This is a genomic window from Symbioplanes lichenis (assembly GCF_030709675.1).
Lineage (GTDB): Bacteria > Actinomycetota > Actinomycetes > Mycobacteriales > Micromonosporaceae > Actinoplanes > Actinoplanes lichenis.
The window spans coordinates 393,443-417,303 of sequence record NZ_JAUZQD010000003.1; the positions used below are offsets into that span (position 1 = coordinate 393,443).

At 70.7% G+C, this 23,861-nt stretch carries 19 protein-coding genes; 10 read left to right on the forward strand and 9 right to left on the reverse strand.

Annotation, left to right across the window (positions count from 1 at the left end; translation table 11 throughout):
• Nucleotides 1-68: 68 nt before the first annotated feature.
• Nucleotides 69-1,253 (reverse strand): serine hydrolase domain-containing protein, encoded by a 1,185-nt coding sequence (locus RAN62_RS08930; protein WP_305784041.1) that lies wholly within the window; start codon nucleotides 1,251-1,253, stop codon nucleotides 69-71.
• A 1-nt stretch (nucleotide 1,254) separates the two neighbouring features.
• On the reverse strand, nucleotides 1,255-2,163 hold the full coding sequence (locus RAN62_RS08935; RefSeq protein WP_305784042.1) for a hypothetical protein: 909 nt from the start codon (nucleotides 2,161-2,163) through the stop codon (nucleotides 1,255-1,257).
• 158 nt (nucleotides 2,164-2,321) lie between these two features.
• Here RAN62_RS08935 and RAN62_RS08940 point away from each other — a divergent pair, with 158 nt between their 5' ends.
• The 4 genes from RAN62_RS08940 (at nucleotide 2,322) to RAN62_RS08955 (ending at nucleotide 5,083) form a co-directional block, all read left to right on the forward strand.
• Nucleotides 2,322-2,939 (forward strand): hypothetical protein, encoded by a 618-nt coding sequence (locus RAN62_RS08940; RefSeq protein ID WP_305784043.1) that lies wholly within the window; start codon nucleotides 2,322-2,324, stop codon nucleotides 2,937-2,939.
• A gap of 72 nt (nucleotides 2,940-3,011) precedes the next feature.
• A complete protein-coding gene (locus RAN62_RS08945; RefSeq protein ID WP_305784044.1) occupies nucleotides 3,012-3,260 on the forward strand; it encodes a hypothetical protein in 249 nt (82 codons plus the stop codon).
• Nucleotides 3,261-3,443: 183 nt separating this feature from the next.
• Nucleotides 3,444-4,454 carry a LacI family DNA-binding transcriptional regulator gene (locus RAN62_RS08950; RefSeq protein ID WP_305784045.1) on the forward strand — a complete coding sequence of 337 codons (1,011 nt, stop codon included), beginning with the start codon at nucleotides 3,444-3,446 and terminating at the stop codon, nucleotides 4,452-4,454.
• A 74-nt stretch (nucleotides 4,455-4,528) separates the two neighbouring features.
• Entirely contained in the window at nucleotides 4,529-5,083 is a 555-nt protein-coding gene (locus RAN62_RS08955) for a cysteine hydrolase family protein (protein ID WP_305784046.1), read from the forward strand.
• Nucleotides 5,084-5,245: 162 nt separating this feature from the next.
• On the opposite strand, the gene RAN62_RS08960 is transcribed toward RAN62_RS08955, so the two are convergent.
• From RAN62_RS08960 to RAN62_RS08970, 3 genes are all read right to left on the reverse strand, one after another.
• Nucleotides 5,246-6,469: a DUF4037 domain-containing protein gene (locus tag RAN62_RS08960; RefSeq protein WP_305784047.1), complete on the reverse strand. Its 1,224-nt coding sequence runs from the start codon at nucleotides 6,467-6,469 to the stop codon at nucleotides 5,246-5,248.
• A 239-nt stretch (nucleotides 6,470-6,708) separates the two neighbouring features.
• Entirely contained in the window at nucleotides 6,709-6,921 is a 213-nt protein-coding gene (locus RAN62_RS08965; protein WP_305784048.1) for a helix-turn-helix domain-containing protein, read from the reverse strand.
• Nucleotides 6,921-7,400 (reverse strand): DUF2975 domain-containing protein, encoded by a 480-nt coding sequence (locus RAN62_RS08970; RefSeq protein WP_305784049.1) that lies wholly within the window; start codon nucleotides 7,398-7,400, stop codon nucleotides 6,921-6,923. The genes RAN62_RS08965 and RAN62_RS08970 overlap by 1 nt, the downstream gene beginning before the upstream one ends.
• 106 nt (nucleotides 7,401-7,506) lie before the next feature.
• On the opposite strand from RAN62_RS08970, the gene RAN62_RS08975 reads away from it, so the two are divergent.
• The 5 genes from RAN62_RS08975 (at nucleotide 7,507) to RAN62_RS08995 (ending at nucleotide 18,570) form a co-directional block, all read left to right on the forward strand.
• A complete protein-coding gene (locus RAN62_RS08975) occupies nucleotides 7,507-8,952 on the forward strand; it encodes an MDR family MFS transporter (RefSeq protein WP_305784050.1) in 1,446 nt (481 codons plus the stop codon).
• Nucleotides 8,953-9,608: 656 nt separating this feature from the next.
• Nucleotides 9,609-12,854 carry an amidohydrolase family protein gene (locus RAN62_RS08980; RefSeq protein WP_305784051.1) on the forward strand — a complete coding sequence of 1,082 codons (3,246 nt, stop codon included), beginning with the start codon at nucleotides 9,609-9,611 and terminating at the stop codon, nucleotides 12,852-12,854.
• Between the two features lie 442 nt (nucleotides 12,855-13,296).
• Nucleotides 13,297-15,918 carry an iron-containing alcohol dehydrogenase gene (locus RAN62_RS08985; protein ID WP_305784052.1) on the forward strand — a complete coding sequence of 874 codons (2,622 nt, stop codon included), beginning with the start codon at nucleotides 13,297-13,299 and terminating at the stop codon, nucleotides 15,916-15,918.
• 72 nt (nucleotides 15,919-15,990) lie between these two features.
• Entirely contained in the window at nucleotides 15,991-17,736 is a 1,746-nt protein-coding gene (locus RAN62_RS08990; protein WP_305784053.1) for an FAD-dependent oxidoreductase, read from the forward strand.
• Between the two features lie 267 nt (nucleotides 17,737-18,003).
• Nucleotides 18,004-18,570 carry a GNAT family N-acetyltransferase gene (locus tag RAN62_RS08995; RefSeq protein WP_305784054.1) on the forward strand — a complete coding sequence of 189 codons (567 nt, stop codon included), beginning with the start codon at nucleotides 18,004-18,006 and terminating at the stop codon, nucleotides 18,568-18,570.
• A 108-nt stretch (nucleotides 18,571-18,678) separates the two neighbouring features.
• Here RAN62_RS08995 and RAN62_RS09000 read toward each other — a convergent pair whose 3' ends face one another.
• The 3 genes from RAN62_RS09000 to RAN62_RS09010 all read right to left on the reverse strand — a co-directional run bounded on the left by RAN62_RS09000 (nucleotide 18,679) and on the right by RAN62_RS09010 (nucleotide 21,267).
• Nucleotides 18,679-19,317: a 3-oxoacid CoA-transferase subunit B gene (locus RAN62_RS09000; RefSeq protein WP_305784055.1), complete on the reverse strand. Its 639-nt coding sequence runs from the start codon at nucleotides 19,315-19,317 to the stop codon at nucleotides 18,679-18,681.
• Between the two features lie 121 nt (nucleotides 19,318-19,438).
• On the reverse strand, nucleotides 19,439-20,092 hold the full coding sequence (locus tag RAN62_RS09005; RefSeq protein ID WP_305784056.1) for a 3-oxoacid CoA-transferase subunit A: 654 nt from the start codon (nucleotides 20,090-20,092) through the stop codon (nucleotides 19,439-19,441).
• Nucleotides 20,089-21,267, reverse strand: coding sequence for a thiolase family protein (locus RAN62_RS09010; protein ID WP_305784057.1), 1,179 nt, complete (start codon nucleotides 21,265-21,267; stop codon nucleotides 20,089-20,091). Before RAN62_RS09010 ends, RAN62_RS09005 begins: the two co-directional genes overlap by 4 nt.
• A 69-nt stretch (nucleotides 21,268-21,336) precedes the next feature.
• On the opposite strand from RAN62_RS09010, the gene RAN62_RS09015 reads away from it, so the two are divergent.
• Complete coding sequence (locus tag RAN62_RS09015) at nucleotides 21,337-22,428, forward strand: LysR family transcriptional regulator (protein WP_305784058.1); 1,092 nt, start codon at nucleotides 21,337-21,339, stop codon at nucleotides 22,426-22,428.
• A 94-nt stretch (nucleotides 22,429-22,522) separates the two neighbouring features.
• On the opposite strand, the gene RAN62_RS09020 is transcribed toward RAN62_RS09015, so the two are convergent.
• Entirely contained in the window at nucleotides 22,523-23,854 is a 1,332-nt protein-coding gene (locus RAN62_RS09020; protein WP_369077153.1) for an NAD(P)H-binding protein, read from the reverse strand.
• Nucleotides 23,855-23,861 lie beyond the last annotated feature (7 nt).

Consider the following 23,861-nt stretch of genomic DNA (forward strand, 5'->3'; position numbering starts at 1 on the left):
GCCTTTCGCGGATGAATTTCGGGCAGGAAGGAACGCCTCCCCCATGGACGGGAGGAAGAACGGAATGGTCAGGCGAGGTGGTCGGCGATGCGGCGCAGGGCGGTGATCGTCTCCCGGTCACGGGCCGGGTCGTCCTCGGTGGGCCAGGCGCTGCACTTGACGACGACCACGTCGGCGACCGGATCCACGAAGAGATATTGACCGTGCACGCCGAGGCCGGTGAAGGCCTGGAAGCAGCTGTCGCCGAGGGTCCACCACTGGTTCGCGTACCCGTAATGGTCGTAGCCGCTCGGGCCGAGCGCACCGACGGCGAGGTGGGGCAGGTCGGCCCCGCGACTACGGCGGGCCCAGTCGCGGGGCACGACCTGCCGGCCGGCGATCCGGCCGTCGTGCGCCATGAGCAGTCCGAGACGAGCGAGGTCGCGCGCGGTGGCGTTGAACGCGCCGGCCCCGATCGCGGTGCGCGGGTGGGAGCGGGTCAGGCCGTAATAAGCGTCACGCTCGGCGCCGATGCGGCGCCACAACTGCTCCGACGCGTACGCGGCCAGGGTCTGACCGGTGGCGGCCTCCAGCACCCAGCCCAGCAGTTGGGCGTCGAGTGTCGAGTAGTTGAAGCGCTCGCCGGGTTTCGCGGTGCGCGGGGCCGAGCGGACGATCGCCGGCACGTCGCCGCCGTTGAGCACGGCCCGCTCGAACGACCGGATGATGCTGCCCGGGACGTCCCAGATCTCCAGGTCGCCGACGCCGCTGCTCATGTCGAGCAGTTCGGCCAGCGTCACGCCGTCGTAGGCCGTGCCCCGGAAGTCGGGCCGATAGTCGATGACCAGGTCTTTCACGCTGCCGATGTGCCCGTCGGCGATCGCGATGCCGACCAGCATGGACGTGACCGACTTCGAGAGCGAGAACAACTGCATCCGGGTCCGCGGCCCCGCGAACGCCCCGGGATAGCTCTCGTGCACGACGCGCCCGTGGTGCAGCACGACGAACGCCGTGGTGAACGTGCGCCGGTGCAGCTCGGCGAGCGTGTGGTCGGCGTCGTCGAAGCGGTAGGTCAGGTGGTCCAGGGGCACGGGGACCGTCGGCAGCGGCAGGAAGTCGGTGCCGCACGCGACCCGCTCGGTCGGCATGAGCCAGTTCATGTGCGTGAACGTCCACTCGTTGAGCGGGCGGCGCATGATCACGTCGCTCTGCCGCTCCCACCAGGTCGGCTCGTCGGCGTCCTGGGCCAGCGCGGGCTGTGCGGTGCTCGTCATGTCATTCCTCGCTCGGGTCGAGGGTGCGATCGGCGGGGCGGGCAAGGTCGGACACGTTACGGAAATGGTCACGCAAGCTGAGGCCGCTCGGTTCAGCGACGGGCTCGAGATAGCTCGCGAGGATGCCGAGCACGGCCATCCCGACCAGGTTGCCGGACTCCTCGGCGCCGGCGATCCCGGCGTTCGGATCGCCCAGGTGGTGCAGCGCGAAGCCCTCCGTGATCGCCGCGAGCATCATGGCGATCTGCTCCAGGCTGACGCCGGGGCGCAACTGGAACCCGCGCGAGGCGAAGGTGGACTCGTACGCCTTCTTCCAGGGCGCCAGGGCCCCGTCGTAGCTGCCGGCGATCGCGTCGTGGATGCCGTCGTTGCGGTCGGCGGTGGCCACCATGATCAGCTGCAGCCGGAAGAGCGGCATCCGGCAGATGGCCTGCAGCTCGGCGTGCGTGGCCCGGTCGATGGCGTCGACGAAGCTCTCCTCGTCGTCCAGCCAGGACCGGGTCTCGACGTCGGCCGCGTACTGGGGGTCGTAGCTCATCGCGTGGAAGAGGAAGGTGAGGAGGTCGTTGAGGTAGTCGTCGTGGCTGGCCCAGGTCGCGCGGTAGGGACCGTCGCCGCGCTGGCGCAGGAACGGGGGCTCAAGCTGCTCCATCTCCTTGCTGAGCGCGCGCTCGGTGAGGAACCGCAGCCCCGACCAGTACTGCTTGCGTCCGGCGTCGGCGACCGCTGTCCAGTCGCACGCGCCGAGGTTCTGCTCGACGAGGTTGGCGCCCGCCTTGAGGTACGAGGCCACCTTCGGTGAGTTGACCAGCGCGGCGCGTGTTGCCTCCCGGACACCCTTCACGCGGGTGACGATGCCCGTGAAGTCCTGGTTATACGGATAGGGCAGATCTGCCTTGCCGAACGTCATGCTGCGATTCTTCGGGCCATTCCCCGGCCCGGACAAGTGCGCGCGTGCGTAGTACTCGGAGGACAGGCCTCACCGTTTGCCACCAGCCGAAACTCTTACTTTGAGTGGCCGTGCAATTACGGAGAGGAATTGTCGGCGGGATTGTGTATAACCATCGCATGCACAGTGAAGCTCTGGTCGGCCTGCTCGGTGAACTTCCGGGCACCGAGGTGTCCGTGGCGCACGGCGTCGTGACCGTGTCGATCGCCGCCCTGGGCGACGCGGTCCGGATCCCGATGGCCGACGTGCTGGGCTTCGAGCAGATCGTCACGCCGCTCGGCGAGCCCGGTCTCGAGCTGGGCATCCGCCGGGGCCACGAGGAGCTGCCGCTGATCGTGACCGTCGACGACGTCGTCTTCATGCCGGCGTACGCGGCGGACATGCTGGTGCCCGGGGCGGAGGTGCGCGTGCCGGCCACGCCGCACCTCATCACGTACTCGGAAATGCACCGTGACGTGCGCGCCCTGGGCCGCGCCGTCGACGAGGAAGGCGTGGAGTTCGACGAGGACATGCTCGCCGCGACCCTGCTCGTGCACCGGTGCTTCCTGGCCGGGGCGGTGCGCGTCGGGCTGTGGCCCGTGCGCGTGGCCGCCTGGTGGGAGTACTCGTGGGCCCGCGTCGGCGGCGGGCTGGCGGTCGGCCCGTTCCGCCCGGACGAGGCGTGGGACCGGCTCATGGCCGACGTGACCGAGGCCCGGCGGCAGACATCTCCCGAGCCGGTCCGTCAGGAATTCTGATTACGCCGTGTCCTCTGTGGGTAGTCGAAACGGCATCGGCCCGTACGACGGCCCTCACGGAGGAGGAAGAACATGGCGCAGGTCACCACCACCCGTCCCGCCCGTTCCGGCGTTTCCGCCGCCCGGGTCTGCACCATTCTCGGCTTCGTCTTCGCGGCGATCGCGGTGCTGTTCTTCCCGCTGCTGTTCGGGCTCGCGGGTCTCGTTCTCGGCATCGTCGGCGGCGCGCTCGGCGACCGGCCCCTCGGCTGGTACGCGGCCGCGGCGGGCGTCGCGGGCGGTGTGCTCGGCACGGTCCTCGCCGTCCTGCTGGTCTCCTGATTCTTTCCTCTGCCCGGTAACCCCCCGCCGGGCTCGGACGGGCCGCGCCGCCATCTGCCCCGGTGGCGCGGCCCGCGTTCGCTTTCTCTCCTGCCTGGGTTGGGGTGGGCGGGGCGTGGCCCGCGTTCGCTTGATCACCTGTGCGGCGGGTAGGTTGGCGGGGGACAGCGGGAGGAGCGGCGCATGGCAGAGCGGGGCCGGTCGGCCGGGCGTGCGCCCACCCTGGACGAGGTCGCCCACCGCGCCGGGGTCGGCCGCGGCACGGTCTCCCGCGTCGTCAACGGCTCGGCCCAGGTCAGCGCCCAGGCCCGCGCCGCCGTCGAGACCGCGATCGCCGAGCTCGGCTACGTGCCCAACCAGGCCGCCCGCGCCCTCGTCCGGCAGCGCACCGACTCGATCGCCCTGGTCGTCTTCGAGTCCGGCGAGCGCTTCTTCGCCGAGCCGTTCTTCGGCCGCATCGTCCAGTCCATCTCCACCGGCCTCGTCGACCGCGGCCTGCAGATGGTGCTGATGATCGCCCAGGCCCCGCACGAGCGCCGCCGCCTCGAGGGCTATCTCACCCGGCAGCACGTCGACGGCGCGCTGCTGCTCTCGCTCCACGGCACCGACCCGCTGCCGGTCCAGCTCGAGGGGCGCGGCGTCGCCACGGTGCGCGCCGGGCGCCCCACGGGCGGCGACAGCTGCTGCTTCGTCGACGCCGACAACCGCGGCGGGGCCCGGGCCGCCGTGGGCTATCTGCGGGCCAAGGGGCGTACGAAGATCGCCACCATCGCCGGCCCGCAGGACATGGCGCCGGGCATCGCGCGGCTCGTGGGCTTCCACGACGAGGCCGGCGCCGGCCCGGTGGCCTACGGCGACTTCAGCGAGGAGAGCGGCGCCGCCGCCATGGCCAAGCTGCTCGACCGCGACCCCGATCTCGACGCGGTCTTCGCCGCCTCGGACACGATGGCGGCGGGGGCGCTGCGCGTGCTGCGCGAGCGCGGCATCCGTACGCCGGACCAGATCGCCGTGGTCGGCTTCGACGACTCCGTCGTGGCGCGCCACACCGACCCGCCGCTCACCAGCGTCCACCAGCCGATCGAGGAGATGGGCCAGGAGATGGTCCGCCTCCTCCTCGCCAAGATCGACGGCGAGCCGCTGCCCGCGACCGAGATCGTCCTCGACACGCAGCTGGTCGTCCGCGGCTCGGCGTAGGACGCGCTGTCCGCCGTTTGTTCGGCCCTTCTTCGCTCGGCGCCCTGACCTGCCCTCATGATTCCGGAGTCGCTGTGACCGCTACCGCCCTGCTCGTGATGGACGTGCAGAATTCCATCGTCGCGCGCTACCCCGACCTGGAATATCTGCCGCGCCTGCGCTCCGCGGTCGACGCCGCCCGGGCCGCCGGGGTGACCGTCGTCTTCGCCGGCGTCGGCTTCCGCCCGGGAGCGCCGGAGGTCAGCCCGCGCAACAAGATGTTCGGCGCGATGGCGGGCCGCGATCTGGGTCCGGCCGCGGCGGAGGCTACGGCCTTCCACCCGGACGTGGCTCCGCACGAGGGCGACCTTGTCGTCACCAAGCGCCGCGTGTCCGCGTTCGCCGGGAGCGACCTCGAGATGCTGTTGCGCGCGCAGGGGATCGGGCACCTCGTTCTGGCCGGCATCGCCACCAGCGGGGTTGTGCTGTCGACGGTGCGGCAGGCGGCGGATCTCGACTTCGAGCTCACCGTTCTCGCCGATGGCTGCCTCGACAACGATGCCGAGGTGCACCGGGTGCTGACCGAGAAGGTCTTCCCCCGCCAGGCCGACGTCGTGACCGTCGCCGAGTGGGTTGACGGGTTGTCCTGACGGCCCTTTCGGCGGGCGTCTTGGCCGGCCTCCCCGCTGGGTTCTTTGCCAGCCTCTTTGCCGGGCTTCCCTGCCGGGCTTCCCTGCCGGGCCTTTGTCAGATCGCCGGCCGTCATTCTTGCGCTCGGGGTGACACTGCTGATTGCTGCCATTGAGGTGATGTCACACCGCTGACCGCTGCGTGGCGTCCAGGATTGCGCGGGTCGTGTCCGGCCGGCTGAGGACGTCGGTGCTGTCGACGAACTGATCGATCGCGCCGGACATCTCCCCGCCGGCGCCGGCTGCTTCGTGATCGGCGGCCGCTTCCTTGCCGGCGACTGCCTCTCCGGTGTCGGCCGTCGTTCTGCCGGCGGCTGCCCTTCCCATGTCGGCCTTCCTCCCGCCGGCGGCTGCTTCTTCGGTGGCGGCCGCTTCCTCGCCGGGGGCTGTGTCCCGGCCGGCGGCGGCGAGCGCCTCGGCGAAGCGGGCCGCGTCGATCACCGGGTAGGGGCGGTCGAAGTAGGGGCGGCGCCGGGGATCCACCGGTGCGGCGAGGCCGAGTTCGTTCTGGCGCCGGGCGGCCGCCTCGTAGGCCGTGCACAGCGCTGCCTGCCGCCGCTCGGGATCCCCCGTGGCCACCGCCTCGTGCAGTGCCGCGGCGACGGGATCCACGCCGGGCAGCGCGGCGAAGGCGGTGCCCAGCCATTTCTGGTACGGGGGATAGCGGCGCTCCAGCAGCAGAAAGAGCCGCATGACGTCGCGCGCCAGTCGTCCCGCGATGAGCCGGCTGCCCAGATCGTCGCCGGCCTCGGCGGTCCGGCCGACGAAGGCTTCCTCCTGGGCGATGCGGGTCCATTGCGCGGCGAGCACATGCCGCCAGACGTCACGTGGATACCATCGCAGCCGCTCCCGCAACGCGGTCAGCTCACCGGTTCCGTCGTGGAAGACCGCGCCGCCCGTGACCTCGGCCAGCCTCTGGGAAGGAACGGCCAGCCAGTCCCGTACGCGTAGATCGCGCCGCGCGTCGAAGCCGAGCTGCCCGCGGGTCCAGGTGCCCACGTCGGTCGTGGTGACCCGGTGCGCGACCGGTCCCGTGGTGGCGGCCATGACGCGCACCCGGGCGCCGGGCGGCTCGAAGTGCGTCGGCCAGCCCCGCACCTCCTTGGGCAGCCGGGCCGACAGCAGCTCCGACACCTCCGGCCCCGCGCCCGGCGGCAGGAACAACTCCAGCCGGGGTCCCCAGTCGTGGTCGACGGACCGGGGCGAGTCGTATCCCAGGACCTCGGATCCGGGTCCCAGCCGCGCTGCCGCGTACACCATGGTGGGGAAGGCGTGGCACAGCAGTGGGCGGACCGCCTCCACGTAGAAGGTGCGGCAGAGGTCCAGTCCGGGAAGGAAGATGGGCACTCGCTCACGGTAGGGAGCGGGCGCGGGATCGGCGAACAGGTTTCGCCGCTGGCCCGTTTCCTTCGCCGGCCTGTGCCTCGCGGGCCTGTCCTTCGTCGGCCTGTCTTACGTCGACCTGTCTCAGGTCGGTGGCCCGTCCGCGTCTCCGGCTGGTTCTGGGCGTCGAGCCATGGTGGGTCGTCCGGGCGGGTGTGCGCGTCGAGCTGGGTCTTGTCGTCCGCGCGGGTGTGCGCGTCGAGCTATGTGTCGTCGTCGACCCATTCGAGGAGATCGCCGGGCTGGCAGCCGAGGACGCGGCACATCGCCTCCAGGGTGCTGAAACGGACCGCCTTGGCGCGGCCGTTCTTGAGGACGGCGACGTTCGCGGGGGTGAGGCCGACCCGGTCCGCGAACTCGCCGACGCTCATTTTGCGCTTGGCCAGCTCGACGTCGATGCGGACGACGATGGGCATCAGATCACCGCTTCCATGTCGGTCCGCAGCGTAGTGGCCTGCCGCAGCAGCGCGCGCAGCACCACCATGAGCAGGCCGAAGACGGTGACTCCGGTGGTGAGCAGGAACAGCAGCAACGGCAGGCCGGGATCGTCCGCGTGAAAACCGACATAGAGGAGTACGCCCACGAGCACCAGCCACGCGGCGCCGATGGCCCACACGATCCCGTCGACCCAGACCAGTGACGCCTCGGTGAAGATGCGGTCCCTCGCGACCAAAGTGAGCAGTCGCCACGTGCAAACGATCACGATCTGCACACACAACACCCAGAAAACCGTCACCGCCGTTGCGGGCCAGCGCAGGTAGGCGTCTTCCGGATGCTCCTTCGCCATGTACGCGAACTGGCCCGGCAGCGACATCGTCTGGAACAGGACGAGCACCCCGAACAGCACCACAAGGAACGCCTTGAGCGGCACCACCGCTCGACTAGCAGTCAGCATGTATCGAATGTCGCGTACTACCTATCGATTGTCAATCGCAACCGCGACGCGGCGTGGCGGGTGTCACGGGGCGCTCCCGGCCGGCAACCGTTACGGTCGGAGAATCATGGCAAATACAGGTGTCGGGTTCCGGTCCGAGCGAGGGCCGGTGCTCGCCGCGGTGATGCTCGCGACCGCGCTCGTGGCGGTCGAGGCGTCGATCATCGCCACCGCGGTGCCGTCCATCGTGGCGGAGCTGGGCGGGTTCGCGCAGGTCCCATGGCTCTTCTCCATCTATCTGCTCGCGCAGGCGGTGTCCGTACCCGTCTACGGCAAGCTGTCCGACCTCTTCGGCCGCAAGCCGATGGTCCTGATCGGGATCGGTCTGTTCCTCGCCGGCTCGATCGGCGGCGGCGCGGCCTGGGGGATGGGCTCGCTGATCGCCTTCCGGCTGGTGCAGGGTCTGGGCGCCGGCGCGATCATGCCGACCACGGTGACGATCGTCGGCGACCTCTACTCGGTGCGGGAGCGCGCCCGGGTCCAGGGCTATCTCGCCAGCGTGTGGGGCGTGTCGTCGATCATCGGCCCGACGCTGGGCGGCGTGTTCAGCGAGTGGGTCTCGTGGCGGTGGATCTTCTTCATCAACATCCCGCTGTGCCTGATCGCGGCGGTCACCATCTGGCGGCGCTTCGACGAGCGGCTCGACCGCGGGCGCCCCGTCGTCGACTATCGCGGTGCGGTCCTGCTCACCGTGGGCCTCACGCTGCTGGTCCTGGGTGTGCTGGAGGGCGGCGAGGCCTGGGCGTGGACATCCCCGGCGAGCCTCGCGATCCTGGGCGCCGGGCTGCTGCTGCTGATCATCTTCGGTCTTGTCGAGCGGCGCGCCCCGGAGCCCGTACTCCCGCTGTGGGTCTTCCGCCGCAGGCTCCTCGTCGCCACCGGCCTGACGTCGTTCGGCATCGGCGCGATTCTGCTCGCGCTCAGTTCCTACATTCCGACGTACGCGCAGACGGTGCTCGGCCACGGCCCGCTGGTGTCCGGCTTCGCCATGGCCACGCTGCTGCTGGGCTGGCCGTTGTCGGCGAGTCAGGCCGGGCGCGTCTTCCTGCGGCTGGGGTTCCGCGGCTGCGCGCTGATCGGATCGGTGATCGTGCTGGCCGGCGTCGCCCTGCTGCTCCTGCTGGGTGAACATTCGAGCGTCGTCGAGGTCGGCGCGTACTGCCTGGTCATCGGCATCGGCATGGGCCTCACCGCGCCGCCGACCCTGGTGGCCGCGCAGAGCAGCGTCGGCTGGGCGGAGCGCGGCGTCGTCTCCGCCAACAACATCTTCCTGCGCTCGCTGGGCAGCTCGCTCGGCGTGGCAGCCTTCGGCGCGGTCGCCAACGCCGCCGTCGGATCCCATTCCGACGATCCCGTACGCGTCGCCGCGGCCGTCCACAACATCGTCATAGGTTTGGTGGTCGTGGCCGCCGTGATGATCGTGATGGTCGCCCTGATGCCGCGCGGGGATCGTCCGGAGCCGGCCGCCGAGCCCGCACCCGCCGACGCGGAGCCGGCGACCTCGGACACCTAGTGCTCGGCGCTTGACGCGTGTGCTCGTCGCCCGGCGTACTGCCTTCGGCCTCCTGCGCTCGTCACCCGGTGTCCGGGGCCGGCGCTCGCCGTCTTGTATCCGAGGCACGGCTGCCGTCCTGCGCGCATCTTCCGGCGCCCGGCATTCTGCGCTCGTGCCTTTCGTTGAGTGCCCTGCCGCTCCCGCTCTGGCTACCTGCCGCCCTGCGCTCGCCGCTTGTTGCTGCAGCTGTGCAGCCCTGGCTCGCCGCTTGTTGCTGCAGCGGTGCAGCCCTGGCTCGCCGCTTGTTGCTGCAGCTGTGCAGCCCTGCGGTCGTCGCGGCAGCCGTCGTCGCCGCCGTGCGTCTGTCCCCCTGAACCCTGGCGCTCGCCACCCTGCGCCCGTCGGCCGGCACACAAAGGAAGATCGAAAAGCGTGACCCTCCGGACATTGATGGTTACCGTGCTGTAGGCGGTTGTTGCCGGCCGGAGGGAGCGCGGATGAGCGGCATCACCAGGCGCGGACTGCTCGCCGGCGCCGCGGGTGCGGTCGGCGCAACGGCTCTGACCAGCGCGGCCGCTGCCTCACCGGGCCTTGCCGCCGAGCCACCACTCGCCGCCGTGCCGCCCCTTGCCGATCCGGAAACGAACACCAAAGCGACAGAGCGACATGTTCGTTTGAGCGCCGGCACCAACATCGCCGCCCAGATCTCGCCCGACGGCCGCTGGATCGCGATCGACCTGGCCGGGGTCCTCTGGGTGCTGCCAGGCTCGGGCGGCCCGGCGCGCCGGCTCACGAGCGACCTCTACGACATCGCGCAGCCCGCGTGGGCGCCGGACAGCCGGACGATCATCTTCCAGTCGTACCGGCACGGCTCCTTCGACCTGTGGACCGTCCGAGCCGACGGATCCCGCCTGCGCCGGCTGACATCCGGTCCCCGGGACCACCGGGAACCGCGCTACTCGCCCGACGGCACCCGGGTGGTCTTCTCGGCCGACCTGTCCGGCAGCTACGGCGTGCACGTTCTGCACGTGGCGAGCGGCGCGGTGAGCACGGTCGCCGACAGCTCCGCCGAGGAGTACGAACCCAGCTGGTCGCCCGACGGCAGCCGCATCGCGTTCGTCGTGGCGAACACGCGCATCGACGTGGTCGAAGTGGCAACCGGCACGCGCCGGACCGCTGTCTCCGTGCCGGCCGGGCAGGTGCTGCACGCCCCGGCCTGGACGCCCGACGGCGCGGAGCTCCTCTACTCCCGCACGTACGACGGCCGTGCCGAACTGTGGCGAACGTCGTCGCTCGCAGGAACAGGCTCCACCGACGGCGCCGGTTCTTCCCGCGGGTCCGGTGTCTCCCACGGCTCCGGCTCCTCCGGCGGCTCAGGTTCCTCCGACGGTGCGGGCTCGGCTGCTTCCTTCGAGGGTGCGGGCTCGGCTGCTTCCTTCGAGGGTGCCGGCTCGGCTGCCTTCTCCGAGGGTGCCGGCTCCGCTGCGGGCGCGAGCTCGGCCGAGAGGGTGGCCGTCGCTGATGGCGTCGCCGAGGTCGTGGGCGAGGACGTCTTCCCGTTCCGGGTGTCGTGGCGCGGCCCGCGCGAGTTCGTCTACACGGCCGACGGTCAGATCCGCCGCCGCACCCTCAGCGCTACCGGCGCCGGCGACGGCACGCACACGAGTGGCGGAAACGTGCGAACGAACGTGATCGGTTTTAGCGCGGCGCTCACTCTTGTGCAACCTCAGTATCGGCGGCGATCGCGGGACTTCGATGCGGTTCGGCCGCGTCCGGTTGTGGGGATCGGCAGTCCGGTGCTGTCGCCGGACGGGATGCGCGTGGCGTTCCGGGCGCTCAACGACATCTGGACGATGACGATCGGGCAGGCGCCGCGACCGGTCACCCGGGACAGCTGGTGGAAGTGTGACCCGGCGTGGTCACCGGACGGCCGCTACCTGTCGTACTCGTCGGATCGTGGCGGTTCGCTCAACATCTGGCTGCGAGATTTGCGTACGGGGGAAGACCGGCAGTTGTCCGACCTGGCCGGCGCCGCGGCAGTGAGCGGAAGTTGGTCACCCGACAGTGCGCGTTTGGCGTTTCTCGATCAGACCGGCGCGCTCTACACGGTCGAGGTGGCGACCGGCGAGATCCGGCGCGTGTATCCCGCGACGTTCGAGCCGGGGCGGCCGACCTGGTCCGCCGACGGGCGCACGATCGCCCTCGCCGCGATCGTGCCGTTCTCCGCGCGCTTCCGGGAGGGCTTGAGCAAAATTCTGCTGGTCGACGTGGCCACGAGTACCGGCCGGTACGTGGATCCACTGCCGGAGCGATCGATCCAGACGCGCGGCGACGACGGTCCCGTGTGGTCGCCGGACGGGACACGCATGGCATTCGTCGTCGCCAGTGTTCTCTACGTCGCCGATGTGTATCCCGACGGCACGATCAAGGGTCCACCGCGACAGGTCACGCGCGAGGTGACGGATGCGCCGTCGTGGAGCGGCGACTCGTCCACGCTGCTCTACCTGCACAACGGCACGCTGCGGCTGGTGCCGGCGACGGGCGGGACACCCCGGACCGTACGCGTGGCGCTGACCTGGGCAAACACCGCACCCCGCGGGCGTACGGTCATCCGGGCCGGTCGGCTCTGGGACGGCCTGACGCCAAACGTGCAAACGAACATAGACGTAGTGATCGAAGGGCACCGCATCACCGCCGTCGAGCCGATCGCCCCCGGCCGGGACGGTCACGTGATCGACGCGCGCGGGTCAATGGTCATCCCCGGCCTGGTGGACATGCACCACCACCGCGAGATGCAGGGATATGCGTACGGGGCCAGGCAGGGCGCACTGTGGCTGTCGCTCGGCGTCACGACGACGCGGTCGCCGGGCAGCCCCGCCTATCACATGGTGGAGGAGCGCGAATCCGTACAGTCCGGCGCGCGGATCGCACCCCGCTACTTCGCGACCGGCGAGGCCGTCGACGGCAGCCGCATCTACTACAACTTCATGCGCCCGACCTTCGACGACGCGCAACTCGCCCTCGAACTGTCCCGCGCCGGGGCGCTCGACTACGACCTGATGAAGGCGTATGTGCGGCTGAGTCCCGAGCGGCAGCGCAAGGTCATCGCCTGGGCCCATGCGCACGGCGTCCCGAGCACGTCGCACTATCATTACCCGGCCTTCGCCTTCGGCGGCGACGGCATGGAACACGTGGGCGCCACGAGCAGATTCGGCTATTCGCGTACGGTCACCGCGCTCGGAAACGTGCAGAGCGACGTGGCCACTGTGTTCACTTCGACGGGCGCCACGCTCACCCCGACTCTGTTCAACGCCATGAGCCTGTTGCGCGAGGACGACAGCCTGGTCACGGACGAGCGGGTCCGGATCCTCTACCCCGCCTGGGAGTACACGACTCTGCAAGCCTTGGTTGCACAAGCGCGCACGACCGATCAGACGGTCACGCGCGAAAACCTCGGCCGCCAGGTCGCTCACGTGGCGCGGGTGCTGCGCGGCGGCGGTCGCGTGATCAGTGGCACGGACTCGCCGATCGCCCCGAACGCGGTGAGCCTGCACTACAACCTGCGCGCGATGGTGGCGTACGGGATGACGCCTTTTGAAGCTTTGACGACCGCGACGCGCATTCCTGGGGAGGTGCTGGCCGCGCCGCTCGGGGTGGTGCGGCCGGGGGCGTACGCGGATCTGGCTGTGCTCGGAGGGGATCCACTGACGGACATCCGGCAGGCCGCCAACGTGCGGCAGGTCGTGGCGAACGGGGTGGTGCACGAGGTGGCGGAACTGGTGCGGCCGTTTGCCGCGCTGCCCACGCGGCCGGTGCCGCTGACTGCGCACATGGGCGCGCATCCGGACACCGCCAAGTACTGGTGGCACGACCCGGCCTACCTGGAGGAGGCGAAGCACGCCTGCTGCGAGCAGGGCTGATGCTCGTCGGCGGCGGGTTGCGGCGGGTTGCGGCGGGTTGCGGCGGGTTGCGGCGGGCTGCGGCCGGCTTGCCTGGGAGGCGAAGCACGCTTGTTGCGACGAGGGCTTGACGGCGTCGGGTGGTCGGCCGTGGCGGGCTCGCCTGGCGGAGACGAAGCGTGCACATTGCGACGAGAGCTGATGCTCGTCGGCGGCTGATCGCGGCCTCGGTCGTTCGTTGGCCGCTTACTCGCGAACTTCAGCCCTTGTCGGCGGCCGATCGCGGCCTCCAGTGTTTTGTCGGTGGCGGGCCGCGGCTTTCGGTCGTCGGCGAATGCGCATGTCGATTTCCGGTGGGCGGGGATTGAGTGGATCTCACCTTTTCGCCAGAGTGGACACTGTCCCGGCGTGAGGCGCGGCGTGGGACGGAACCGCGTGGGTGGGCGCGTCCTGGGGAGGGCGCATGGCCGTACCTCTGAAGTTCGACCGCTGCACGTACGGACAGAATGTTGTGTTCGGAGCTGGCGTTGTGCGCACTCGGCTCGCCGCGGAGGTCCGGCGGCTCGGGGCGCGGCGGGTGCTGCTCGTCGCGGGGTCCACGGGCCGTTCGCTGGCATCCGAGCTCGACCTGCCGCTGGCCGGGCAGGTGGACGAGGTGCGGCAGCATGTTCCCGCCGACGTCGCCGAGAAGGCCCGCGCCCGTGCCGCGGAGGTCGGCGCTGACCTGCTGCTGAGCATCGGGGGCGGCGCCGCGACCGGCACGGCCAAGGCAGTCGCGCTCACCACCGGCCTTCCGATTGTTGCCGTGCCGACCACCTATGCCGGCAGCGAGGCCACCCCGGTATGGGGAATGACCGAGGACGGACACAAAACGACAGGCCGGGATGCGCGAGTGCTCGCTCGCACCGTCCTCTACGACCCGGAACTGACCGTCTCGCTGCCCGTCCCCCTGTCCGTGGCGAGTGGCCTCAACGCACTGGCCCACTGCGTCGACGCGTTGTGGGCGCCCGGCGCCGAGCCGGTCACCACGGCCCTCGCGCTGGAAGGGGTGCGCGCGCTCGCGCAAGGCTTACCCCAGGTGTACGCCGGCCCGGCTGCCCTGCCCGGCCGCGAGTCCTGCCTGTACGGGGCCTACCTGGCCGGGCTGGCCCTCGCCGGCGCGGGATCCGGGCTGCACCACCGCATCTGCCACATTCTCGGCGGCGCCTACGATCTGCCGCACGCTGCGACGCACGCAGTGGTGCTGCCGCATGTGCTCGCTTTCAACGCGCCGGCCGTGCCGGAACTGGCCGGTCGGCTCGCGGCGGCGCTTGCGCCGGAGAGCCCGCACAACAGAACAGCGTCGGCCGCCTTGAGCGAGTTGTACGAAACGATCGGCGCACCACGCTCGTTGCGAGCATTGGGTCTGTCGGAGGAGGCTCTGCCCGCCGCCGCGGAACTGCTCGTGGATGCCGCCCCGCCCGGCAATCCGCGCCCGTTCGGCCCGCTCGACGCGGATCGTCTGCTCAGCGCCGCCTGGGCCGGAACCGACCCCGGCCTGCCCGGCGGTCCCGCCCTGGCGGGGCCGGTCGCGCTGAGCTCACCCCTCGGCCATTCGAGCTTGTCGCCGATCGCGCCGGATCGGGATCCTGCCGCGCCGGGCTTGTCCTTCGGTCAACCGAGTGCGTCGCCGATCGTGCCGGGACAGGATCCCGTCGCGCCCGGATCGCATGCTCGTGCAGCCTTCCCCACAGTGGCTTCTCCGAACGTGACCGGCTCGGGCGTGGCTAGACAGGATGTTCCTGGCTCGGGGGTGGCTGGACAGGGTGTTCCTGATTCGGGCGTGACTGGGCATGGCGTGGCTGGTTCGGGCGTGGGTGGATTCGGCGGGGCTGGAGAGGGCACGGCCAGCTCCAGCGTGGCTGGACAGGGGGTCGCTGGGCGGGGAGCGGCTGAGGTGGGCGACGCAGCCGCGCGGGAGACGGCAGCGGCTCGCGAGGAATATGTGACCGAGCAGGTGCTGCGCAGTTTCGATGCCACGGACGATGCTCGTTTGCGCGAGTTGATGCGCGCTTTGGTGAGACACGCGCATGCGTTTGTGCGCGACACGCGGCTGACTGAGCAGGAGTGGCAGGCGGGCGTCGAGTTCCTGACCCGTACCGGGCAGATGTGCGACGACCGGCGACAAGAGTTCATCCTGCTGTCCGACGTGCTCGGGCTGTCCATGCTGACCATCGCGGTCAACCAGCCGGCCGATCCGAGGGCGACCGAGGCGACCGTGTTCGGGCCGTTCTTCGTGAGCGGGGCGCCGGAGATCCCGTACGGCGGGGACATCGCAGGCGCCGCGAGCGGGCAACCGTGCTGGGTCGACGGGACGGTGCGTGGCGTCGACGGCGAGTCCGTGCCCGGAGCGCGGGTCGACGTGTGGGAGGCGGACGACGAGGGCCGCTACGACGTGCAGTATCCGGGCTCGCGCACCGCGGGGCGCGCGCACCAGCGGACGGGCGAGGACGGCGAGTACGGGTTCTGGTGCGTGACGCCGACGCCGTACCCGATCCCGCATGACGGCCCGGTGGGCGAACTGCTCGCCGCGACCGGCCGCGGGCCGATGCGTGCGGCGCACCTGCACTTCATGGTGACCGCGCCGGGCTACCACCGCCTGGTCACACACATCTTCGTCCGCGGCGACGCCTATCAGGACTCCGACGCGGTGTTCGGCGTGAAGGAGTCGCTGATCGTTCCCTTCGACGAACAGCCGCCCGGCACTCCGGCCCCCGCCGGCCGCCGGCTGACCGTCGCCTGGACGCGGGCCCACTTCGACCTGGTGCTCGCTCGCGATGACGGTTCCACGAGCCATGAAGATTCTGCACGCGGCGAACATCTCGCGGGTGGCGAGGGCTCCACGCGCGGCGAGGGATCTGCGCGTGGCGAGGGATCTGCGCGCGGTGTAGGTGCTGTGCACGGCGTACATCTCACGCGTGGCGACGGTTCCGCGCGTGGCGAGGGATCTGGGCGTGGCGAGGGATCTGGGCGTGGTGAGGGGGCCGAGCGTGGTGAAGGTTCTGCGCGAGGCGAACGGTTCGCTCGCGACGAGGGGGAGCAGTGAGTGCGGCCGCGGGGCAGCTACAGCCTTGGGGCGTTGAGCGAACGTGCAGAGCGATATGAGCGAGGAGCGAGCATGACCGCGCTGGAGACCGATGTTCTGGTGATCGGGAGTGGGCCGGCGGGGGCTTCCGCCGCGCTTTTCCTTGCCACCTATGGTGTGCGGCATCTCGTTGTCACGAAGTATCGGTGGACGGCCAATACGCCGCGGGCGCACATCACGAATCAGCGGACCGTCGAGATCATGCGCGACATGGGAATCGAGCGGGAAGTGCTCGCCGAGGGCACGCCGCACGAGTTGATGGGCGACACGGTGTTCTGTTCGAGTCTGGCCGGGGACGAGATCGGCCGGGTGCGGACGTGGTTCACGCACCCGTCGCGGGAGGCCGACTATCTGGCGGCTAGTCCGTCGCCGAACTGCGATCTGCCGCAGACGCTGTTCGAGCCGATTCTGATCGGCAATGCGGCGGCACGCGGGAGCCACATCCGGTTCGACACCGAGTACGTCGGGCTGGTGCAGGACGAGGAGGGCGTGACGGTCCAGGTGCGCGATCGGCTGTCCGGACATGAGTACGCCATCCGCGCTCGCTATGTCATCGCGGCCGACGGTGGACGCAGCAAAGTGGCGGCGGACATCGGGTTGCCGATGGCGGGACAGATGGATCTCGCCGGCAGCATGAACATCGTCTTCCACGCCGACCTGAGCAGATTCGTCGCCCATCGGCCGAGCGTTCTTTACTGGGTGCTGCAACCGGGCGCCACGATCGGCGGGATCGGGCTGGGCCTGATCCGCATGGTCCGGCCCTGGAACGAATGGCTCGTGACCTGGGGCTACGACATTTCCCAGCCGCCACCGCAGCTCGACGACGACCTGGCCGTCGGCATCGTGCACAGCCTGATCGGTGACGACACCGTGCCTGTGACCATTCGCAGCTTCTCCTTGTGGGGCAACAACAAAATGTACGCGGAGCGCTATCGCGAGGGCCGTGTGTTCGCTGTGGGAGATGCGGTGCACCGGCATCCGCCGTCGAACGGGCTCGGGTCGAACACGAGCGTGCAGGATGCGTACAACTTGGCGTGGAAGTTGGCTTTTGTGCTGTCCGGGCGGGCCGGGACGGGACTGCTGGACAGTTTCGATGCGGAGCGCGCACCGGTCGGCCGCCAGATCGTGCTGCGGGCGAACAAGAGCATTGAGGAGTTCGGCGCGATTCTGGACGCTCTGGGCGTACAGGGGGATCAGGATGTGGCCGCGATGCAACGTGCCATCGCGTCTCGGGGTGAGGAGACGCCCGAGGGTGCGGCCCGGCGTGAGCAATTGCGGAAGGCGCTGGAGCTGAAGGACTACGAATTCAACGCGCACGGGGTCGAACTGGGCCAGCGCTATGCGTCCGGTGCGGTGATTTCGGACGGCACGCCCGAGCCGAGCTATACGCGTGATCCGGAGCTGTTCTATCACCCGACGACGTGGCCGGGTGCTCGTTTGCCGCATTGCTGGCTGGGGCGCGACGGACACAAAGTGAGCACGCTCGACATAGCCGGCAAGGGTCGTTTCGCTCTGCTTACCGGCCTGACCGGGCGGCCGTGGGCACGCGCTGCGGCCGAGGTCGCCGTCGAACTCGCCGTGGAGATCCACCCGGTGATCGTGGGACCGGGCGGCGATCTGACCGATCTGTACGACGATTGGGCTCGCCTGCGCGAAGTCGACGAGGACGGCTGCGTGCTCGTCCGTCCCGATGCTCACGTCGCGTGGCGTGCCCCGCGTCTGGTGAGCGATCCGCGCGAAACGCTCACGCGCGTTTTGCGCGCCGTGCTCGACCGGTAGACCGATCACCTTCTGGCGCCTGAGTCGAGCGAGCACTTTGCCATCTGCGTCGATCGCATTCTCCGTTCCCCGCGTCGGGCGAGTCCTGCGCGGTCTGCGTCCAGCAAGTGCCGCGCGGTCTGCGTCGAGCGCGTTCTCCGTTCCCCGCGTCGGGCGAGTCCTGCGCGGTCTGCGTCCAGCAAGTGCCGCGCGGTCTGCGTTCGGCGAGTTCTCTGGCGTCCGCGTTGGGCGCACCTCTGGCGTTCGGGTCCGGCTGATCGTGTGCGTATGCGAATCCGGTTGCCCGGCGGGCGGCGGGCGGCGAGGCTGTCGGGCATGGACCTGCCTGTTGTGATCGATGCCGGCCCCGTGGAGCTGCGGCGTTGGGAATTGCCCATGGCCGAGGAGGCCGCCGCCGCGGTGGTGGAGTCGCTGCCGGAGTTCAAGCCGTTCCTGCCGTGGGCGACGGACGGCTACGATCCCGCGAGCTCGCGCGACTTCATCGAGCAGTCGATCGAAAGCTGGGGCAAGGGGACCGAGTTCAACTACGCCATGTACGCGAAGGACGGCGGACTGGTCGGTTCGATCGGCCTGATGACGCGGATGGGGCCGGACGTGCTGGAGATCGGCTACTGGGTGCGCACGTCGCAGACCGGGCGCGGCTACATGACGGCGGCGGTCGAGGCGATCACTCCGGTGGCGCTCGCCCAGCCCGGCATCGTGCGCGCCGCCATCCGGCACGACGCCATGAACGGGGCCTCGGCGGCGGTCGCGATCAAGTGCGGCTTCGCGGAGGTCGCCCGCATCCCCAATGACACGAACGGCACCGACGTCATCCGCGAGCGGCGCGCCTGACCGAAGCCACGATGAGCGTCGCGCGCCTGTGAGGACGCCGCGCGGCTGCGTGAACGTCGGGCGGTGCGATCGATTGGCGCGCGCCGCAAGGACGGACGGGGCGGAGGGCTACTGGCGGGCGTCCTTCAGGGGGAGTTCGAGGCGGTCGGCGAGGGTGGCGTACTCGATGTCGTGGAGTTCGAGGACCTCGAGGCCGGCGCCGGTGACCTGGAGGGTGGCCACGTCGGTGTAGATGCGGTCGACGCAGGCCGGGGCGGTCAGGGGGTACGTGCACTCGGGCACGATCTTCGGGCTGCCGTCCTTCGCGAACATCGTCGTCATGACGAACACGCGTTTCGCGCCGATGGCCAGGTCCATGGCGCCGCCCACGGCGGGGATGGCGTCCGGGGCGCCGGTGTGCCAGTTGGCGAGGTCGCCGCGGGCGGAGACCTGGAAGGCGCCCAGGACGCACACGTCGAGATGGCCGCCGCGCATCATGGCGAAGGAGTCGGCGTGGTGGAAGTACGCGGCGCCGGGGAGCTCGGTGACCGGGATCTTGCCGGCGTTGGTCAGGTCGGGGTCCTCGGCGCCGGGCTCGGCGGCCGGGCCCATGTTGAGCATGCCGTTCTCGGTGTGCAGCACCACGCCCGAGGTGGGATCCAGATGCTCCGCGACGAGGGTCGGGAGGCCGATGCCGAGGTTCACGTACGAGCCGGGCGGAATGTCGCGCGCGACGACCGCCGCCAGGGCCGACTTGGACAAGCTCATGACACCACCACCGTCGCCGGAGCGGACCTGGACAAGGTCAATGACGCCGTCACCGCCGCCAGGGCGGACCTGGACAAGGTCAATGACGCCGTCACCGCCGCCGGGGCGGACTTGGACAGGCTCATACGGCCACCACCCGATCCACATAGATGCCTGGCGTGACGACGGCTTCCGGATCCAGGTCGCCGGTGTCCACGACCGCGGCGACCTGCACGGCCACCGTCTCGGCCGCCGTCGCCATCAAGGGGCCGAAGTTGCGGGCTGTCTTGCGGTAGACCAGATTGCCCATGCGGTCGGCCCGGTGGGCGCCGATCAGGGCCAGATCGCCCCGGATCGGATACTCGAGGACGTACTCGCGGCCGTTGATCTCGCGGGTCTCCTTGCCCTCGGCGAGCAGCGTGCCGACGCCGGTCGGGCTGTAGAACGCCCCGATGCCGGCGCCGCCCGCGCGGAGGCGCTCGGCCAGGGTGCCCTGGGGGACGACCTCGAGCTCGATCTGGCCGGCGCGGAAGAGGCCGTCGAAGACCCACGAGTCGCTCTGGCGCGGAAACGAGCAAACGACCTTGCGCACTCTGCCCGCCGCGAGCAGAGCCGCCAGACCCGTGTCGCCGTTGCCTGCGTTGTTACTGACCACGGTGAGGTCGGTGGCGCCCTGGCGGATGAGCGCGTCGACCAGGTCGACCGGCATGCCCGCCATGCCGAATCCGCTGACGAGGACGACGGATCCGTCGGCCGTGCCCTCGACCGCCTCGTCCGGCGAGCTGCACACGATCATGCGGTCACGTTCTCCAGGACGACGGCGAGCGCCTGCCCCACGCCGATGCAGATCGCGGCCACGCCCCACCGGTCGCCGGATTCGCGCAAACGCGCAGTGAGCGTTCCGAGGATTCGTGCACCGGACGCTCCGAGCGGGTGGCCGAGCGCGATCGCGCCCCCGCGGGCGTTGACGATCGCCGGGTCGATCTCCCACGCGTCGACGCACGCCAGGCTCTGCACGGCGAACGCCTCGTTGAGCTCGACCGCGCCCACGTCGCCCCACGTGATCCCGGCCCGCGCGAGGGCTTGCGCAGCCGCGGCGACCGGTGCGAAACCGAACATCTGCGGCTCCACCGCGGCCACGCCGCGACCGGCGATCCGGGCGAGCGGCTCGCTGCCGAGCCGTCCGGCGGCCTGCTCCGAGCCGATGAGTACGGCCGAAGCCCCGTCATTGAGCGGCGAAGCGTTCCCGGCCGTGATCGTCCCGTCCGGGCGGAACGCCGGCTTCAAGGCGGCCAGCTTCTCGAGGGTCGTGCCGGGGCGGATCCCCTCGTCGCTGGTCAGGTCGGCGACGGGCACCACGAGGTCGTCGTAGAAGCCGTCCTCCCACGCCTGATGCGCCAGCTGATGCGACCGCAGCGCGAACTCGTCCTGCCGCTCGCGCGAAATCGCGTACTTCTCCTGCAGTTGTTCGTTCGCTTCGCCCAGCGAAACCGTCCACTCGGCGGGCATTCGCTCATTCACGAGCCGCCAGCCGAGCGTGGTGGACACCGCGGTGACGTTGCCCGCGGGGAAGGCCTTCTCCGGCTTGGGCAGCACCCACGGCGCCCGGGTCATCGACTCGACGCCGCCGGCCAGCACGATCTCCGCGTCGCCGGTCTCGACGGTCCGCGACGCCTGCATGGCCGCGTCGAGGCTCGAGCCGCAGAGCCGGTTGATCGTGGTGGCGGGCGTGGTGACGGGCAGCCCGGCGAGCAGGACCGCCATCCGGCCGACGTTGCGGTTGTCCTCGCCGGCCTGGTTGGCGCAGCCCCAGTACACGTCGGCCACAGCATCGGAATCCAACCCGGGGAACCGGGCCAGCAGCCCGGTGACCGCCGCGGCGGCGAGGTCGTCGGGCCGGACGCCGGCCAGCGCGCCACCGAACCGGCCGAAGGGCGTGCGCGAGGCGCCGTACACATAGCTCGCGGTCATCCTTCCAACCTACGGCCGCACACTCATTGGATCCAATACTTGGTGAGCGAGGATTGATAAGCTCAGACAATGGATGTACGCCAGCTGACGTCCTTCACCGTCCTGGCGCAGGAGCTGCATTTCGGGCGGGCGGCGGCGCGGCTGCATCTGGCCCAGCCGGCCCTGTCGCAGCAGATCCGGCAGCTGGAGAAGGAGCTGGGCAGCACGCTGTTCCTGCGTTCGACCCGCCGCGTCGAGCTGACCGAGGCGGGGGAGTTGCTGCTCGGGCGGGCCCGCGCGGTGCTCGCGCTGCTTGACCGGGCCGCCGACGAGCAGGCCCGGCTGGCGCAGGGCAGGCTGGGCACGGTCGGCATCGGCTTCATCGGCACGGCCACGTACGACGTCCTGCCCGGCGTGGCCCGCCGCCTCCGCACGACCCTGCCCGACCTGCGCCTCGACCTGCGCGGGGAAATGCTGACTCCGGAACTGGTCGCTGGGGTCCTCGACTTCTCGCTGGACGTCGCCCTGATGCGGCCGCCGATGGATCCCACCGGCCTGCGGCTGCTGCCCCTCCGTACCGAACCCCTGGTGGCGGCCCTCCGCGCCGACGACCCTCGCGCCGCCGGGGCCGCACCGCCCGGCCGCGCTGACGACGTCCGTGCCGCCGGGGCCGCACCGCCCGGCCGCGCTGACGATCCACGCGCTGACAATCAACGCGCTGACGATCCCCGCGCTCGCGACCCGAACGCCGGCGACCCGCGCACTGTCTCCGCTGCGCCGCGCGGCCGTGGCGTTGAGGGGCGGCCCGATCCTGGTCACGCGGGCGGCGGCCTGGATCTGCGCAGCCTCGCGGACGAGCCGTTCATTGCTCACCCGTCGCGGCGGAAGTCGTCGATGCACCAGAGCATGCTGGACGCCTGCCACGCGGCCGGGTTCGAACCCCGCGAGATCATCGAGGTACGCGAGACCTCGACGCTCGTCACCTTTGTCGCCGCCGGGCTCGGGGTCGCCCTGGTCCCGGCCTCGGTCCGCTCCCTGGGCATCGACGGTGTCGCCTATGTCCCCCTCACGGGCGTCGCTCCGACCGTCGAACTCGTCATGGCGACCCGCGAGGGCGACACGTCCCCGGGCGTGCGCCGGGTCGCGGACGTCATCGAGGAGTACGTCCGCGCCGCCGCCTGACGGCGTCAGCGATACCGGTTGACGGTGTCATCGGGCCCGGCTGGTGGCGTCGCTGAAGCTGGCCGCACGGTGTCGTCGGTGCTGGGTGACGGCGTCATCGGGAGCGGCTGACCTCGGCCATGGTCAGGGGCGGGCGGCCCAGCAGTTCGGCCAGGTCCGGCGTCTGTGTGGTGAGCAGCCCGGCTCGGGCGAGGCCGTGCAGCATGCCCATCGGCCCGGGGACTTCGCCCTCGCGCGCGTCGATGCCGAGTTCCGCCGCCAGGTCGGGATGGGTCCAGTGCGGGCCCGTCAGGGTCCAGGTCCGGCCGGTTTGCGTTCCGAGCAGGGCCAGCGCGGCGGCTTCGGCGAGATCGGAGCGGGCGGCCGTGTTAAGCGGCCGGCCGGCGGTGGCGTAGACGAGGGACGCAGGCGCGGAGGCACCCGGCGTGGAGTCACCCGGTGTGGAGGCACCCGGCGCGGAGGCGGCTGACGGGACGGGTCCGGGGAGGAACGCCTCGCTGTAGAACGGGTTTCGCAGCACGGTGAACGGGATCCCACTCGCGGCGATCGCATCTTCCGTCGCCAGATGGGCCCCGGACAGCGGCGGGATGTCGAGGAAGCTCGTGTAGACCAGCCCCTGGACACCCGCCGCCACGGCCGCGGCCACGACAGCGCGGTGCTGCTCGGTGCGGCGGGCGGGGTCGAGCTCCGGCGACGAGACGAAGAGGAGACGGGAGACGCCCGCGAAGGCCGTACGCAAGGTGTCGGGTCTGTCGTAGTCGCCCAGCCGGACGGCCACGCCCAGGCCGGTGGCGCGCCGGGGCTCGCGGACGACAGCGACCAGGCGATCGGCGGGCACGCGCTCGCGCAGCGCGGTCAGCGCCAGACCGCCGAGCTGTCCGGTGGCGCCGGTGACAGCGAGAAGACCGCCGGCCCGGTCGGATGCGGAGGAGGCGCGGTCGGATGGGGAGGAGGCGCGATGCGATGGGGAGGAGGCGCGATGGGATGGGGAGGAGGCGCGGTCGGATGCGGAGGAGGCGCGATGGGATGGGGAGGAGGCGCGGTCGGATGCGAGGGAGGAGCGATCGGATGCAGAGGAGAAGCGGTCAGACGGGGAGGAGGTGCGGCTGAACGGGGAAGCGGCGCGGTCGGGTGGGGAAGAGGGCTGGTCGGAGCGGGGAGCGACGGGGCCGGCATCGTCGGTGGGGGAGGAAGGTGACGAGGGCGGGGGATCGCTGACCATGCGGACAGGGTCGGGATGCCGCACCCGGACGTCAACCGAATTGCCGCCGTACGGCGATCGGATCCACCGGGGCAGCCGCCGATCGGAAACCCATGCTGCGCCGACTCGCCACCGCCGTTCTGACCTCCGCCGCGATTCTGGCGCCTGCCGTTCCCGCTGCCGCCGCTCCGCAAGCCGGCCCGAGCCCTGCCTCGAGTCTCGCATCGAGTCT

What these genes read in the sequence shown, in the direction of transcription:
- RAN62_RS09000 (WP_305784055.1), bottom strand. Translation starts at nt 19,317, where the DNA reads ATGAGCTTGTCCAAGTCGGCCCTGGCGGCGGTCGTCGCGCGCGACATT.
- RAN62_RS08985 (WP_305784052.1), top strand. Translation starts at nt 13,297, where the DNA reads ATGGCCGTACCTCTGAAGTTCGACCGCTGCACGTACGGACAGAATGTT.
- RAN62_RS09005 (WP_305784056.1), bottom strand. Translation starts at nt 20,092, where the DNA reads ATGATCGTGTGCAGCTCGCCGGACGAGGCGGTCGAGGGCACGGCCGAC.
- RAN62_RS09010 (WP_305784057.1), bottom strand. Translation starts at nt 21,267, where the DNA reads ATGACCGCGAGCTATGTGTACGGCGCCTCGCGCACGCCCTTCGGCCGG.
- RAN62_RS08945 (WP_305784044.1), top strand. Translation starts at nt 3,012, where the DNA reads ATGGCGCAGGTCACCACCACCCGTCCCGCCCGTTCCGGCGTTTCCGCC.
- RAN62_RS08975 (WP_305784050.1), top strand. Translation starts at nt 7,507, where the DNA reads ATGGCAAATACAGGTGTCGGGTTCCGGTCCGAGCGAGGGCCGGTGCTC.
- RAN62_RS08970 (WP_305784049.1), bottom strand. Translation starts at nt 7,400, where the DNA reads ATGCTGACTGCTAGTCGAGCGGTGGTGCCGCTCAAGGCGTTCCTTGTG.
- RAN62_RS08940 (WP_305784043.1), top strand. Translation starts at nt 2,322, where the DNA reads ATGCACAGTGAAGCTCTGGTCGGCCTGCTCGGTGAACTTCCGGGCACC.
- RAN62_RS08965 (WP_305784048.1), bottom strand. Translation starts at nt 6,921, where the DNA reads ATGCCCATCGTCGTCCGCATCGACGTCGAGCTGGCCAAGCGCAAAATG.
- RAN62_RS08930 (WP_305784041.1), bottom strand. Translation starts at nt 1,253, where the DNA reads ATGACGAGCACCGCACAGCCCGCGCTGGCCCAGGACGCCGACGAGCCG.
- RAN62_RS08995 (WP_305784054.1), top strand. Translation starts at nt 18,004, where the DNA reads ATGCGAATCCGGTTGCCCGGCGGGCGGCGGGCGGCGAGGCTGTCGGGC.
- RAN62_RS08935 (WP_305784042.1), bottom strand. Translation starts at nt 2,163, where the DNA reads ATGACGTTCGGCAAGGCAGATCTGCCCTATCCGTATAACCAGGACTTC.
- RAN62_RS08990 (WP_305784053.1), top strand. Translation starts at nt 15,991, where the DNA reads ATGACCGCGCTGGAGACCGATGTTCTGGTGATCGGGAGTGGGCCGGCG.
- RAN62_RS09015 (WP_305784058.1), top strand. Translation starts at nt 21,337, where the DNA reads ATGGATGTACGCCAGCTGACGTCCTTCACCGTCCTGGCGCAGGAGCTG.
- RAN62_RS08950 (WP_305784045.1), top strand. Translation starts at nt 3,444, where the DNA reads ATGGCAGAGCGGGGCCGGTCGGCCGGGCGTGCGCCCACCCTGGACGAG.
- RAN62_RS09020 (WP_369077153.1), bottom strand. Translation starts at nt 23,854, where the DNA reads ATGCGAGACTCGAGGCAGGGCTCGGGCCGGCTTGCGGAGCGGCGGCAG.